Origin of the sequence: Enemella evansiae (assembly GCF_002250705.1) — a bacterium.
Taxonomy (GTDB): domain Bacteria; phylum Actinomycetota; class Actinomycetes; order Propionibacteriales; family Propionibacteriaceae; genus Enemella; species Enemella evansiae.
In genome coordinates, this window is sequence record NZ_NMVP01000001.1 from 295,713 (window position 1) to 309,899 (window position 14,187).

At 69.5% G+C, this 14,187-nt stretch carries 10 protein-coding genes; 7 read left to right on the forward strand and 3 right to left on the reverse strand.

Features of this window, described 5'->3' with window-relative positions:
- Nucleotides 1-66 precede the first annotated feature (66 nt).
- On the forward strand, nt 67-1,398 hold the full coding sequence (locus BI335_RS01460) for an MFS transporter (protein WP_094356174.1): 1,332 nt from the start codon (nt 67-69) through the stop codon (nt 1,396-1,398).
- A 213-nt stretch (nt 1,399-1,611) separates the two neighbouring features.
- Here the strand turns inward: BI335_RS01460 and BI335_RS01465 are convergent, their stop codons facing one another.
- From BI335_RS01465 to BI335_RS01475, 3 genes are all read right to left on the reverse strand, one after another.
- Nucleotides 1,612-3,225, reverse strand: a complete 1,614-nt coding sequence (locus BI335_RS01465; protein ID WP_094429459.1) for an ABC-F family ATP-binding cassette domain-containing protein — start codon at nt 3,223-3,225, stop codon at nt 1,612-1,614.
- Between the two features lie 304 nt (nt 3,226-3,529).
- A complete protein-coding gene (locus BI335_RS01470; protein ID WP_094356172.1) occupies nt 3,530-4,909 on the reverse strand; it encodes a metallopeptidase TldD-related protein in 1,380 nt (459 codons plus the stop codon).
- A complete protein-coding gene (locus BI335_RS01475) occupies nt 4,906-6,405 on the reverse strand; it encodes a TldD/PmbA family protein (protein ID WP_094400421.1) in 1,500 nt (499 codons plus the stop codon). Before BI335_RS01475 ends, BI335_RS01470 begins: the two co-directional genes overlap by 4 nt.
- Before the next feature lie 32 nt (nt 6,406-6,437).
- On the opposite strand from BI335_RS01475, the gene hisF reads away from it, so the two are divergent.
- The 6 genes from hisF to ilvN all read left to right on the forward strand — a co-directional run bounded on the left by hisF (nt 6,438) and on the right by ilvN (nt 14,132).
- The gene (hisF, locus tag BI335_RS01480) at nt 6,438-7,214 is read left to right on the forward strand and encodes an imidazole glycerol phosphate synthase subunit HisF (protein WP_094406537.1); all 777 of its coding nucleotides are present in this window, start codon (nt 6,438-6,440) and stop codon (nt 7,212-7,214) included.
- Nucleotides 7,215-7,245: 31 nt separating this feature from the next.
- A complete protein-coding gene (locus tag BI335_RS01485; RefSeq protein WP_094356170.1) occupies nt 7,246-8,175 on the forward strand; it encodes a 2-hydroxyacid dehydrogenase in 930 nt (309 codons plus the stop codon).
- Entirely contained in the window at nt 8,172-9,464 is a 1,293-nt protein-coding gene (locus BI335_RS01490; RefSeq protein ID WP_166646641.1) for a glycosyltransferase 87 family protein, read from the forward strand. The genes BI335_RS01485 and BI335_RS01490 overlap by 4 nt, the downstream gene beginning before the upstream one ends.
- A gap of 84 nt (nt 9,465-9,548) precedes the next feature.
- Complete coding sequence (gene ilvD / locus BI335_RS01495; protein WP_094356168.1) at nt 9,549-11,387, forward strand: dihydroxy-acid dehydratase; 1,839 nt, start codon at nt 9,549-9,551, stop codon at nt 11,385-11,387.
- Between the two features lie 490 nt (nt 11,388-11,877).
- On the forward strand, nt 11,878-13,596 hold the full coding sequence (locus BI335_RS01500) for an acetolactate synthase large subunit (protein WP_229119426.1): 1,719 nt from the start codon (nt 11,878-11,880) through the stop codon (nt 13,594-13,596).
- Complete coding sequence (gene ilvN, locus BI335_RS01505) at nt 13,593-14,132, forward strand: acetolactate synthase small subunit (RefSeq protein WP_094356166.1); 540 nt, start codon at nt 13,593-13,595, stop codon at nt 14,130-14,132. Before BI335_RS01500 ends, ilvN begins: the two co-directional genes overlap by 4 nt.
- The last annotated feature ends 55 nt before the right edge of the window (nt 14,133-14,187 follow it).

Here is a 14,187-nt window from a genome sequence, read left to right on the forward strand (position 1 = left end):
CCATCCCCGGCGGGGTGTTTCGTGCTTGACTGAGGCGAATCTGTCCAGCGACGGAAGGTTCTTGCCATGGCGGACGTGCGGAACACCGGCGGCAGGCTGGAGGCCGGGGCCACCCGGCAGCTCGACGAATCCGAGGCCCGGAAGGTCACCTGGGGTGCGCTGGTCGGCACCGCGATGGAGTGGTACGACTTCTTCCTGTTCAACACCGCCGCGGCGCTGGTGTTCAACAAGCAGTACTTCACCGGTGGCCCGGCGGCGGCGACCATGGCTTCCTTCGCCACCCTCGGGGTCGGCTTCGCGGCCCGGCCGATCGGTGGGCTGATCTTCGGCTGGCTGGGGGATCGGATCGGCCGGCGTTCGGTGCTGCTGACCACGATCGTCGGGATCGGCATCTTCACCGGTGTGATCGGCCTGCTGCCGAACTTCGCCAGCATCGGCGTCTGGGCCCCGATCGCGCTGGTCATCCTGCGGGTGCTGCAGGGGCTGTTCGTCGGCGGCGAGTGGTCCGGGGCGATGACGATCGCGGTGGAGAACGCGCCGCTGGCCAAACGGGCCAGGTATGCGGCGATGCCGCAGATCGGATCACCGATCGGCACCATCCTGTCCTCGGGTGGCTTCTTCCTGGTGTCCTATCTGCTCGGCCCGCAGACCTTCGACGCCTGGGGTTGGCGGATTCCCTTCCTGGCGGCGATTCCGCTGCTGCTGGTCGCCCTGTGGATCCGGGCCAAGCTGGAGGAGTCGCCGGTCTTCCGGGAACTCGAGGAGACCGGTGGGTTGGAGAAGTCGCCCCTGCTCGCGGTGCTGCGGCAGTCCTGGCTGCAGATCCTGATCGGCTCCGCGGTCGCCTTCCTCGGGGTCGGTGGCTTCTATCTGGTGACCACCTTCGTCGTCTCCTACGGCACCAACACCCTCGGCATGTCGAAGAACCTGCTGCTGCTCGGCACGATCATCGCCGCGGCGGTGGAGATCGGTGTGCTGGTCTCCGGTGGCCGACTGGGGGAGCGCTTCGGGGCCAGCAAGGTGGTGATCTGGGGTGCGGTCGCCTCGATCGTGCTGGCCGTGCCGTCCTTCCTCATGGTGGTGTCGAAACAGCCGGTCCTGGTGGTGCTCGGGATGACCATCGCGGTCGCCGCACTGTCCTATCCGTACGCCGCCAGCGGGACGGTGATGACGGGTCTGTTCCCGGCCGCCACCCGCTACTCCGGTGCGGCCATGTCGCAGAATCTGGCCGGTGTGGTCTCCGGCTTCGTCCCCTTCATGGCCACCGCCTGGGTCGCCGCCGCCGACCGGCACTGGTGGCCGGCCGCGGTGCTGCTCGCGGCGATCTCGCTGATCACCCTGATCGGCGGTGTGGTCGCCCCGCGCAACAGCGTCGACCTCCCCGGCTTCAAGCACTGACCTCGACCCACGGTCCGCATGCAGCTCGGCAGGCGCAGCGAAGCGAAGCCGCGCCGCGCCACGTGGCTGAGCGAGCGAGGTACGAGCGAGACGAAGCCATGCCCCGGCCGTGAAACCCCTCTACGGTGTGCGAAACCCCCACTGCAGTGGGGGTTTCACGGCGCCCAGGGGGGTTTCACCGACGAGCTCATCTCGACACGGTCGTTTCGCGACCTACTCGATGAGCATGGGTCGGGGGTCGTACTCGGTCAGCGCCCCGGCGGCATCGAGCCCGATGAAGCGGTCGATTCCCAGCCGGGACAGGAAATGGTGGTCGTGGCTGACCACCAGCAACCCACCGCGATAGGACTCCAGCGCAGCCACCAGTTGGTCGACGGTGTCCAGATCGAGGTTGTTCGTCGGCTCGTCGAGGATCAGCAGCTGCGCGGGTGGCTCGGCGAGCAGCAACGCCGCCAACGCCACCCGGAACCGTTCCCCACCGGACAGTGAGCCCACCGGTCGTTCCACCACCGCACCGCGCAAAAGAAACCGCGCGAGCCTGCCACGGACGTCCTGCACGCTCACCCCGGGGAGCCGATCGCGCAGATTCTGCACCGCACTGGAGTCGTCGTCGAGTCCGTCCAGTCGCTGCGGCAGATAGCCGATCCGGGCCAGGGGAGTGCCGTGGGCCGGCAGCCGGTGCGGTCGGTCGGGGTGGACCAGGGTCTCCACCAGGCAGGTCGTGCCGACACCGTTCGGGCCGGTCAATGCGATCCGTTCCGGTCCCTGGATGACGATCCGCGAGTCCGTGCCGGTGAGCTCGGCGAGCCGACGGCTCTGCGGCACGCCGGGATCGGGCAGGTCGACCGCCACCCGCTCGTCGGTGCGGACCCGTGCCTCGCTGTCGCTGAGCGCCTCGGTGGCGGAGGCGACCCGGTCGTCGAGCTGACCGCGCAGCTTGCCGGCGGAGACCTGCGCCTGGAACTTCCGGGTGTTCATCACGATCTTCGGCATCCGCTTGTTGGCATGGTCCTTGTCCGCGGCACGGCTGCGCCGAGCCAGCTTCGTCTCCGCCTCGACCCGTTCCCGCTTCTCCTTGCGCAGTTGCTGTTCGGCGTCGCGGACCGCACGCTTCGCCGCCTGCTGCTGCCCCGCCAGCTGGCGCTGCCAGTCGCCGAATCCGCCACCGGTGAGGGTGAGCCGGCCGGCGTACACCTCGGCGATGCAGTCCATCTCCTCCAGCAGCAGCGGGTCGTGGCTGGCGACCACCAGGGTGCCGCGCCAACCGCGGATCAAGGCGTACAGGTGTTCCCGGGCGGTGCCGTCGAGGTTGTTCGTCGGTTCGTCGAGCAGCGCGATCGGCACCCCCCGAAGCTGCACGCCGGCGATCGCGGCGAGCATCGTCTCACCACCGGAGAGGGTGCCGATCCGCCGGTCGAGCCCGACCGCGCCGAGCCCGATCGTGCCCAGCGTCTGCGCGCAGCGCGCCTCGAGATCCCAGTCGTCACCCAGGATCTCGTAATCGGCGATCTCGGTGCTGCCGTCACTGATCCGTCGCCAGGCCCGCAGTTTCTCCGCGACCCCGAGCAGGTCCGCCAGGCTGCGGTCGGTGTCCAGGGTCAATCGCTGCGGCAGGTACGCCACCTCGCCACCGACCTGGCAGCTGCCGCTGCTCGGGGCGAGTTCACCCGCGATCACGCGCAACAGGGTGGACTTGCCGGATCCATTGCGGCCGACCAGGCCGGTACGCCCGGCGCCGAAGGTGGCGTCCAGGTGGGAGAGTGCGGTGCTGCCGTCCGGCCAGTCGAAGCCGAGATCGGCGAGGGTGATGGGTGCGTGGGATGACATGGTGGCTCCTCGGAATCGGTGTGGGTACGCCGATCCGGAGCCGGGCTCATCGGGGAGCCGTTCGCTCGACGGGTCAGCGCGTGGGCGACACCGGGAGGTACACCAGTCGATCCTCTCGCAGGGAATGCAACGTCATCCATGATGCATCCACACCGTCACCGCGGCAAACGGGTTCTGCACCGCTCATCGAGCAGGTCGCGCAGCGACCGTGTCGAGATGGGCACAACCCGGGCGGCTCATCTCGACACGCACGCCATTGCTCCGCTTCGTTGCGCATGGCGTGCTGCTCGATGAGCGTGGGGGATCAGTGCGCCTGGGAGACGGTGGACATGTTGAAGTCCGGGACGCGGACCGGTGGCATCACGGTGAGGGTCAGCCAGTCGTTCCACTCGCGCGGGAGCGTCTGCTCGCTGCGGCCGGCCTCGGAAATCCTGCCCAGCAAGGAGATCGGGGATTCGTTGAAGCGGAAGTTGTTCACCGCACCGACCACCTCGCCGTCCTCGATCAGATAGACCCCGTCGCGGGTCAGCCCGGTGAGCAGGAGGGTCTCGGGGTCGACCTCGCGGATGTACCACAGGCAGGTGAGCAGCAGCCCGCGGCGGGTGTCGGCGATCATCTCGTCCAGTCCCTGGTCACCGCCGCCGGTGAGCAACAGGTTCCAGGTGGCCGGCCGCGCCGACAGTCCCTGGTCGGCGGCGACCCGACGATCCCGGACCAGATCGGTGAGCACGCCGTCGGCGACCCATTCGGCGCGTTCGACCGGCGCACCGTTGTCGAAGACCGACTGCTCACCGCCGGCGGAGGCGTGCGCGATCACGAACGGTGCCCGTTCCAACCCGGGCGCGGCCGGATCGCTGGCCAGGGTCAGCGGCAGCTCGCTGAGCCGCTGACCGATCCGGGTCCGGCCCACCGCGGCCGGGTCGGCGAAGGCATTGCGCCCCTCGGCGGCATCGCGCGCCGACATCGACCAGTAGGCATAGATCAGCAGATCGGCGATCGCCGAGGGTGGCAGCAAGGTCTCGTACCGGCCCGCGGGCAGATCGATCCGGCGCGCGGACCAACCCAGGCGACGCCTGGCCTCGGCGTACAACCCCGGCACCGAGACGTCGGTGAAGTCGAGGGTCGCCACCCCGACCCAGGCCGATCCGATCAGGTCCGGCAGTTTGGCGTTCAGCTCGACCCGGCCCATCGGCTGCACGTGCCGGCGCCGGGTGCCGGTGCTGGCGGCCAACCAGGTCGTCGTCAGCCGGTGCTCGGCGAACCCGAACAGCAGCTGCCCCTCGGCCACGGCCAGTTGGAACGCATCCCCCAGTTCGGCCGCGAATCCTGCCAGCACGGAGAAATCAGCCGCATCGGCAGGTTCGGCGAAGTCGGTGTCCCGGCCGCCGTCCAGCAACGGCATCGCATCAGGGGCCGCCACGGCGTCCACCAGCGCGGCCTCCGCCCGCCCGACCAGGGCGATCAGCTCCGCGGCATCGGCCAACGGGCCCGAGACCGCGGCCGTCCGCGGACCGTCGAAGGCGATCACGGTCGCGGATCGATCGTGGGTGTCCCCGTTGCTGGTGACGGCGTTGTTCGCCCAGCGCAGGTTGGCCTCCCGGGATTCGTCGACGATGATCGTGCAGTCCGGGCTCCGTGCAGCCCCCAGCGCCGCCTCGATCCAGTCGGCCACCCGCTCGCTCACAGCGCACCTCCCTCGGCATTGGTGTTGAGCACATTCACCTCGCGGAACAGGCACGCCGGCGCACCGTGCGACACCGAGGCGATCTGACCCGGTTGTCCCTTGCCGCAGTTCATCGCCCCGGCCAGCAGATAGGTCTGCGGCCCACCCACCGCCGCCAGCGAACCCCAGAAATCGGTCGTGGTCGCCTGGTAGGCCACATCGCGCAGCTGCCCGACGAGTCGGCCGTTCTCGATCGCGAAGAAGCGCTGTCCGGTGAACTGGAAGTTGTAGCGCTGCATGTCGATCGACCAGGAATTGTCTCCCTGGACAAGGATTCCGCGCTCCACCCGGGAGATCAGCCCGGCCACGTCCGGGCCCTGCGGGTCGGGCCGGATCGAGACGTTCGGCATCCGCTGCAGGGGGATGTGGGATGGCGCATCGGCGAACGCGCAGCCGTTCGAGCGGCCGAGTCCCCGTTCGGCGGCCATCTGCCGGTTCAGCTGGTAACCGACCAGCACCCCGTCGCGGATGATCTCGAACTCCTGCGCGCCCACCCCCTCGTCATCCCAGCCGACGCTGGCGAGCCCGTGCTCGGTGACCCGGTCCCCGGTGACCTGCAGCAGCGGCGAACCGTACTGCAGCGACCCCAGCCCGTCGACGGTCGCGAACGAGGTGCCGGCGTACGCCGCCTCATAACCGAGTGCCCGGTCCAGTTCGGTGCCGTGCGCGATCGACTCGTGCACGGTCAGCCAGAGATTGGTCGGCTCGATCACCAGGTCGTAGCGGCCCGGTTCGACACTCGGTGCCGCCGCGTGCTCGGCGAGCAGTCCTGGGAGTTCGGCCACCTCGGCATCGAAATCCCAACCCTCCCCGGTCAGGTACTCCCAGCCACGACCCACCGGGGGCGCCAGCGTCCGCATGGTGGCGAAGCCGTGCTCACCGACCGTCACCGCCGTCAGTGCCGGCGCGATCCGGACCCGCTGCTGGGTGGTCTCGGTGCCGGCGGAATCGGCATAGAACTTGTTCTCCCGCACCGCGTCGACGGCGGCCTGCACATGGTCGACCCCGGACCCGGCGAGCAATGCGGCGGACAGCTCGATCAACCGGGCGTCGCGTTCGGGGGCCGGCACGCTCAGCGGATCGATCCGGTACGCCGACACCCAGCTGCCGCGGTGCACCGGTTCGGGCGCGAGCTCCACCGGCCGGGAACCGGCGGCCGCCGAGATGCGGGCCACCTCGACCGCCTGTTCGGCGATCCGCGCCGCGGCCTGCGGGGTCAGCGTGATCCCGGCGGCGAATCCCCACACGCCCTGCCAGAGCAGGCGTACCCCCAGACCCAGCACCTCGCTGTCGCTGGCCGATTCCAGGGCCGCATCCCGGTAGGTGCGGTGGTCGCTGCGGGTCCGTTCGATGCGCACCTCGACGTGCCCGGCACCGAGCGCCGCGGCGCGGTCCAGGGCGGCATCGGCGAGAGCCCGCAGCGGCAGGGCGGTGAAGGTGGGGTCCAGCTCCGGCATGTGCCCACCCTAGGCCGGTAGGGTCGGTGCCCATGAGCCTGGCTGTCCGCATCATCGCCTGCCTCGACGTCCACGACGGGCGGGTCGTCAAGGGCGTCAACTTCACCAACCTCCGCGACGCCGGCGATCCGGTGGAGCTCGGACTGGCCTATGACGCCGCCGGTGTGGACGAGCTGACCTTCCTCGACATCTCCGCCTCCCACGAGGGCCGGGCCACCACCCGGGAGGTGGTCTCGCAGACCGCCGAGACCGTGTTCATCCCGCTCACCGTCGGCGGTGGGGTGGGGTCGGTCGCCGACGTGGACGACCTGCTGCGGCACGGTGCCGACAAGGTCGGGGTGAACACCGCCGCGATCCGCCGCCCCGAACTGATCCGCGAGATCACCACCCGGTTCGGCAACCAGGTGCTGGTGCTCTCCCTGGACGCCCGGCGCGAGGCCGGCCAGCCCTCCGGATTCGGTGTCACCACCCACGGTGGTCGCACCTCCGCGGGTCTGGACGCGCTGGAATGGGCACGCCAGGCGGTCGATCTGGGGGCGGGGGAGATCCTGCTCAACTCGATGGACGCCGACGGCACCAATGCCGGCTTCGACCTGGAACTGATCGAGGCGGTCCGCCGGGTGGTCGAGGTGCCGGTGATCGCCTCCGGTGGTGCCGGCACCGCGGAGCACTTCGTCGACGCCGCCCGGGCGGGGGCCGATGCGGTGCTCGCCGCCAGCGTCTTCCACTTCGGTACCGTCTCGGTGGCCGAGGTGAAACAGAAGATGGCGGCCGCGGGCTTCGAGGTCCGCGCCGAGACCGACGCCTGAGGACCACCCGACCCACACACCGGAGGTGACGATGACCGGCAAGCTCGCCTGGCTCCCGTTCCGCAGCCGCGCGGAGGCCGAGGAGAAGCTCGGTGGTCTCCCCGAGGGCGTCGAGATGGCGCCGTTCGTCGACCCCGGTGAGCCCTGGCCCGACTCGATCGCCGAGGTCGGGTTCCTGGTCGTGCCCTACCTGAGCGGGAACGCGGCGCTGCAGCGTACCGAGGAGATGACCGGCCTGGAGGTCGTCCAGCTGAACATGGCCGGGTTCGACGGGGTGCCCGAGCTGATCCCCGACGGCGTCGCGCTCTGCAATGCCGCCGGGGTGCACGACACCGCGACCGCCGAGCTGGCCATCGGGCTCGCGCTGGCCCAGGGCCGGCGGCTCGACCAGTACGCCCGGAACATGCCGTCGGGCAGCTGGGATCGCGGGCCGATGGGGCAGTCGCTGGCCGATCAGCGGGCCCTGATCCTGGGATACGGGGGAATCGGCAAGGCGATCGAGCGGCGGCTGGAACCGATGGAACCGGCCGCCATCACCCGCGTCGCCTCCCGGGCCCGCGATGGGGTGCACGGCATCGACGAGCTCGACGAGCTGCTGCCGCAGGCCGATGTGGTCTTCGTGATCGTGCCGCTCAATGACTCCACCCGTGGGCTGCTGGACGCCCGCCGGTTGGCGCTGCTGCCCGACAATGCGCTGGTGGTCAACGTCGCCCGGGGCCCGATCGTCGACACCGACGCGCTGCTCGCCGAGACCTCGGCCGGCCGGTTGCGCGCGGCGCTGGATGTCACCGACCCCGAACCGCTGCCCGCCGAGCATCCGCTGTGGCGCAGTCCCGGTGTGCTCATCTCCCCGCACACCGGTGGTCCCGCGACCGCGTTCTGGCCGCGGGCCAATGCGCTGATCGCGCGGCAGCTGCGGCACTGGGCGGCCGACGAACCCCTGGAGAACCGAGTCCGTTGAGCCCGCCGACTCGCCTCACCGACGCCGAGCGGGCCGAGGCCGCGCTGGACCGGCCCCACCGGGCGGTCCGCTGGCTGATCGAATTCCTGCCGGCGTTCGTGGTCGCGCTGATCCTGCTGCCGTGGATCATCGCGACCGGCACGGCGAGCCCGTGGCGCCCCGCCACCATCGACCTCGACGTCTATGTGGCCGCGGTCCGCGATCTGCTGGCCGGCAAGGACATCTACGCCACCCGCACCCCCGGTTGGGACCTGCCCTACATCTATCCGCCGATCGCCGCGATCCTGCTGGTGCCGTTCGCGCTGCTGCCGATGCTGGCGCTGCAGCTGGTCTGGACCGCGCTCACCGTGCTCGCCCAGCGGCTGATCCTGGCCCGGGCGCGGGTGCCGCGCGGGCTGACCCTCGGTCTGGTCAACGTGGTGCTGGTGGTGGCGTTCGAACCGTTCCGGACCACCATCGGCTACGGCCAGGTGAACACGCTGCTGATGGCGCTGGTCGTCGGCGACCTGCTGCCGCGCGCGGTCGGCGAGCGCCGTTGGCTGCCGCGCGGTGTGGCGACCGGGCTGGCCGCGGCGATCAAACTCACCCCGCTGCTCTTCCTGGTCTTCGCCTTCCTCACCGGGCGGCGCAGGGTCGCCATCATCGGGCTGCTCGCCACGGCCTTCTTCACCGGCATCGGTTATCTGCTGCAACCCGCCGCCACGGTCCGGTTCGCCGAGAAGGTGCTGCGCGGTGACACCTACGGAAACCCTGTCTATGTGGGAAACCAGTCGCTGAACGCCGTCTTCGCGCGCACCCTGGGAACCGACCCGTCCACCGTCCGGCTGGGCCTGGTGGTGAGCATGCTGGCCGCTCTGATCGGGTTGCTGGCGGCCGTCGGACTGTGGCGGATCGAGGAACGGGTGCTGGCGGTCGGGGTGGTCGGCCTCGCCACCTGTCTCGCCTCGCCGCTGTCGTGGACCCATCACCACGTCTGGGCGCTGCTGGTCGGCCTCGGGGCGCTGCAGGCCGCCCGGCAGTACCGGGATCGGGTGGCGGGCACCCGCGGGCGGGGGCGCCGCCCGGGACTGCCGAGCTGGTTGACGATCCCGTGCCTGGTGTACGCCGGCTGGGTGGCGCTCTGCCCGGTGCTGGCCTTCCTGCCCTACGGCTACGACGTCGAGCGCCGCTACACCCCGCTGCAGGCATTGGCCGGCAATTTCCTGCCGCTGTGGGGGACCGCGCTGTCGATGGCGCTGCTGGCGTACGTGATCCGGGTGCGGCCGCGGGCGGGCAGCGCTGGACGCTGACGGCTCGGATGCTGGGCGCTCATTGGGTACGCCGACCGGTGCGGGTTACGCTCGGGAGAGTCGTCCGTCCGCGAAGGAGCCGTCATGCCCGCACTGCGTTCCCGCACCACCACCCATGGCCGCAACATGGCCGGGGCGCGCTCGCTCTGGCGGGCCACCGGCATGGTGGATGAGGACTTCGGCAAACCGATCGTGGCGATCGCCAACTCCTTCACCCAGTTCGTACCCGGCCACGTGCACCTGAAGGACATGGGCCAGCTGGTCGCCGGCGCGGTCGCCGAGGCCGGCGGGGTCGCCAAGGAGTTCAACACCATCGCGGTCGACGACGGCATCGCGATGGGCCACGGCGGCATGCTCTATTCGCTGCCCAGCCGTGAACTGATCGCCGACGCGGTCGAATACATGGTGAACGCGCACTGCGCCGACGCCCTGGTCTGCATCTCCAACTGCGACAAGATCACCCCCGGGATGCTGATGGCCGCACTCCGGCTGAACATCCCGGTGGTCTTCGTCTCCGGCGGTCCGATGGAGGCCGGCAAGGCGGTCATCGCCGATGGGGTGGCGTTCCCCAGCACCGATCTGATCTCGGCGATGTCGGCCTCGGCCGACGACTCGATCGGCGAGGCGGGGATGAGCGAGATCGAGCGGTCCGCCTGCCCGACCTGCGGTTCCTGTTCGGGCATGTTCACCGCCAACTCGATGAACTGCCTGACCGAGGCGCTCGGTCTCTCGCTGCCCGGCAACGGCACCACTCTGGCCACCCACGCCGATCGCCGGGAGCTGTTCCTGGAGGCCGGTCGCCGGGTCGTCGATCTGGCCCGCCGCTGGTACGAGAAGGACGACGAGGGCGCGCTGCCGCGCAACATCGCGAACAAGGCGGCCTTCCGCAACGCGATGTGCCTGGACATCGCCATGGGTGGTTCCACCAACACCGTCCTGCACACCCTGGCCGCGGCGATCGAGGGGGAGATCGACTTCACCCTGGCCGACATCGAGGACCTGTCCCGGCAGGTCCCGTGCCTCAGCAAGGTGGCTCCGAACTCGCCGAAGTACCACATCGAGGACGTCCACCGCGCCGGCGGAATCCCTGCCATCCTTGGCGAACTGCGACGCGCCGGGGTGCTGGACGAATCGGTGCACACCATCCACTCCGACGACCTGGGTTCCTGGCTGGACGCCTGGGACGTGCGCGGCGGCAAGGCGACCCCCGAGGCCGTCGACCTGTTCCATGCCGCGCCCGGTGGGGTCCGCACCACCGAGGCGTTCTCGACCCAGAACCGTTGGGACTCCCTCGACCTCGATCAGGCCGAGGGCTGCATCCGGGACTTCGAGCACGCCTACACCGCCGACGGCGGATTGGCCATCCTGTATGGAAATCTCGCCACCGAGGGCGCGGTGATCAAGTCGGCCGGCATCGATGAGGAGCTGTTCAACTTCGTCGGCCCCGCGGTGGTGATGGAATCCCAGGAGGAGGCCGTCGAGAAGATCCTGAACAAGACCGTCAAGGCGGGCGATGTGGTGGTGATCCGCTACGAGGGCCCCAAGGGTGGACCGGGGATGCAGGAGATGCTCTATCCGACCTCCTTCCTCAAGGGGCGCGGCCTGGGCAAGAAGTGCGCGCTGATCACCGACGGCCGTTTCTCCGGCGGCACCTCGGGCCTGTCGATCGGACACATCTCGCCCGAAGCCGCCGGCGGTGGGGTGATCGGGCTCGTCCGCGACGGGGACGAGATCGAGATCGACGTGCACAACCGCAAGCTGCACCTCAACGTCGACGACGCCGAGCTGGAGCGGCGCCGGCTGGCTCAGGGCGATCTGCCCTGGCGGCCGGCGAACCGGCAGCGCGAGGTCTCCAAGGCGCTGCGCGCGTACGCCTCGATGGTGCGGCCGGCCTCCTACGGGGCCGTGCGGCACGTGGACTGAGCCGAACGAGGAGGCAACGACCTAGTCGGAGCCACCCGCGAGGCGCGGGTGGCTCCGACTCGCTGCGCTCGCTCAGCCGACGTCCGGATTTCCTAGGACGCCAAAGAATCTCACCGCCTGAGAAGATGCGTCCATTCGTTGACACAACTGGAACGATGCGACATTGTGAAGACGTGCAGCAGTACCGGATTCTCGTAATCACCTAGCGTGTCGGCCGGGGAAGACCCCCCACCACCGACACGCTCCCTCGTGCGCCTCCCGGCGGCGGGGGTTTTTTGTTGCCGGAGATCCCGGCGGCAGGAAGCGACGAGAAGCCACCAACTGTTGACCTCGATACCGCGCGGTGCGGATCGAACGTCACGATGTGTGGAGGAGACAGATGAGGGTCACTGACGAGGCGGCACCCAAGCCGCCCCGGCCGGAAGCTCAACCGCGGCCGGCTGCCCCCAGCCAGCGCGAGAACGGGGCGGAGCCGAATGCGCCGCTCCGGATGACCGGATCGCAGGCGCTGGTCCGTTCGCTCGAGTTGATGGGGGTGGAGGTCGTCTTCGGTATCCCCGGCGGCGCGATCCTGCCGGCCTACGACCCGCTCTTCGATTCTTCGGTACGCCACATCCTCGTCCGGCACGAACAGGGCGCGGGCCATGCGGCCGAGGGGTACGCCGTGGCCACCGGCAAGGTCGGTGTGTGCATGGCGACCTCCGGCCCGGGCGCGACCAACCTGGTCACGCCGATCGCCGATGCGCACATGGACTCGGTGCCCATCGTCGCGATCACCGGTCAGGTCGGCAGCCGGTCGATCGGCACCGATGCCTTCCAGGAGGCCGACATCCGCGGCATCACGATGCCGATCACCAAGCACAACTTCCTGATCACCCGGCCCGAGGACATCGCCGAGGCGATCGCCTCCGCATTCCACATCGCCGGCACCGGCCGCCCGGGCCCGGTGCTGGTCGACATCACCAAGGATGCGCTGCAGGCCGAGTTCGACTTCGTCTGGCCGCGGACCGTTGAGCTGCCCGGTTACCGGCCCACCACCAAACCGCACAACAAGCAGGTCAAGGAGGCGGCCCGGCTGCTCGCCGAGGCGCAGCGCCCGGTGCTCTACGTCGGTGGCGGTGTGGTGAAGGCCCAGGCGGCCGAGGAACTGCGTGCCCTGGCCGAGGCCGCCGGGATCCCGGTGGTCACCACCTTGATGGCGCGCGGTGTCTTCCCCGACAGCCACGAACTGCACATGGGGATGCCCGGCATGCACGGCTCGGTGTCGGCGGTCGGCGCCCTGCAGCGGGCCGACCTGCTGCTGGCGATCGGCACCCGCTTCGACGACCGGGTGACCGGTGACCTGGATTCCTTTGCTCCGTTGGCAAAGGTCGTGCACGCCGACATCGATCCGGCCGAGATCTCCAAGAACCGGGTCGCCGATGTGCCGATCGTCGGTGACTGCAAGGAGGTGCTGCGGCTGCTCGGCGATCTGGTCGGGGACGGCACCCAGTTCGACTTCAGCGCCTGGCGGGCGTACCTGGACGGGGTCAAGGCGAAGTACCCGACCGGATACGACGAGCCGGTCGACGGCAGCCTCTCGCCGCAGTACGTGATCCAGCGCATCGGTCAACTGACCGGCCCGGACGCCTACTGGGCGGCCGGCGTCGGACAGCACCAAATGTGGTCGGCGCACTTCCTGCCCTTCGAGAAGCCCGGTCGCTGGCTGAACTCCGGTGGCCTGGGCACGATGGGCTACTGCGTCCCGGCGGCGATGGGCGCCAAGGTCGGCCAGCCCGACTCGGTGGTCTGGGGGATCGACGGCGACGGCTGCTTCCAGATGACCAACCAGGAGCTGGTGACCTGTGCCCTGGAAGGGATTCCGGTCAAGATCGCGGTGATCAACAACGAGTCGCTGGGCATGGTGCGACAGTGGCAGACGCTGTTCTATGAGGGCCGCTATTCCAACACCGACCTGAAATCCTGGCGGGTGCCGGACTTCCGCAAGCTGGCGGAGGCGATGGGCTGTGTCGGGCTGCGCGCCGAATCGAAGGACCAGGTCGACGAGGTGATCAACCAGGCGCTGGCCATCAACGACCGCCCGGTGGTCGTCGAGTTCGTCGTGCACAAGGACGCCATGGTGTGGCCGATGGTCGCCGCCGGCACCAGCAACGACGCCATCAAGATCGCGCGCGACATGGCGCCGGAGTGGGACGAGGAGGTCCTGTGAGCACCGCACCCCGAACCCTGTCGGTGCTGGTGCTCAACCAGCCCGGTGTGCTGACCCGGATCGCCGCCCTGTTCTCCCGCCGCGGCTACAACATCGAGTCGCTCGCGGTGGGCCCGACCGAGCATGCCGACCTCTCCCGGATCACCTTGGTGGCCAATGTCGACGACACCTCCCTGGAGCAGCTCACCAAGCAGCTGAACAAACTCGTCGAGGTGCTCAAGATCGTCGAGCTGGAGGACAAGTCGGTGCGCCGGGAGCTGCTGCTGGTGAAGGTCCGGGCGACGCCCGAGACCCGCAGCCAGGTGCTGGAGATCGTCCAGCTCTTCCGCTGCAAGACCGTCGACGTGGCGAACGACTCGATCACCATCGAGGCGACCGGCGGTTCGGACAAGGTGGACGCCCTGCTGCGGATGCTGGAGTCCTATGGCATCAAGGAATTGGTGCAGTCCGGTGTCGTCGCGCTGAGCCGCGGCAGCCGCTCGCTCAGCGACCGCACCAGCCGGGGCGAGCGGTCCCGGCCGATCCGCATCGTCTGATGCGCTGAGACCGGGCACCCGGTGTCGACCGACCTACTACTGTCAGACCTGAATA

Coding starts and splice junctions, on each gene's coding strand:
- BI335_RS01460 (WP_094356174.1), top strand. CDS start 67: ATGGCGGACGTGCGGAACACCGGCGGCAGGCTGGAGGCCGGGGCCACC.
- BI335_RS01465 (WP_094429459.1), bottom strand. CDS start 3,225: ATGTCATCCCACGCACCCATCACCCTCGCCGATCTCGGCTTCGACTGG.
- BI335_RS01475 (WP_094400421.1), bottom strand. CDS start 6,405: ATGCCGGAGCTGGACCCCACCTTCACCGCCCTGCCGCTGCGGGCTCTC.
- hisF (WP_094406537.1), top strand. CDS start 6,438: ATGAGCCTGGCTGTCCGCATCATCGCCTGCCTCGACGTCCACGACGGG.
- BI335_RS01485 (WP_094356170.1), top strand. CDS start 7,246: ATGACCGGCAAGCTCGCCTGGCTCCCGTTCCGCAGCCGCGCGGAGGCC.
- ilvD (WP_094356168.1), top strand. CDS start 9,549: ATGCCCGCACTGCGTTCCCGCACCACCACCCATGGCCGCAACATGGCC.
- BI335_RS01500 (WP_229119426.1), top strand. CDS start 11,878: ATGACCGGATCGCAGGCGCTGGTCCGTTCGCTCGAGTTGATGGGGGTG.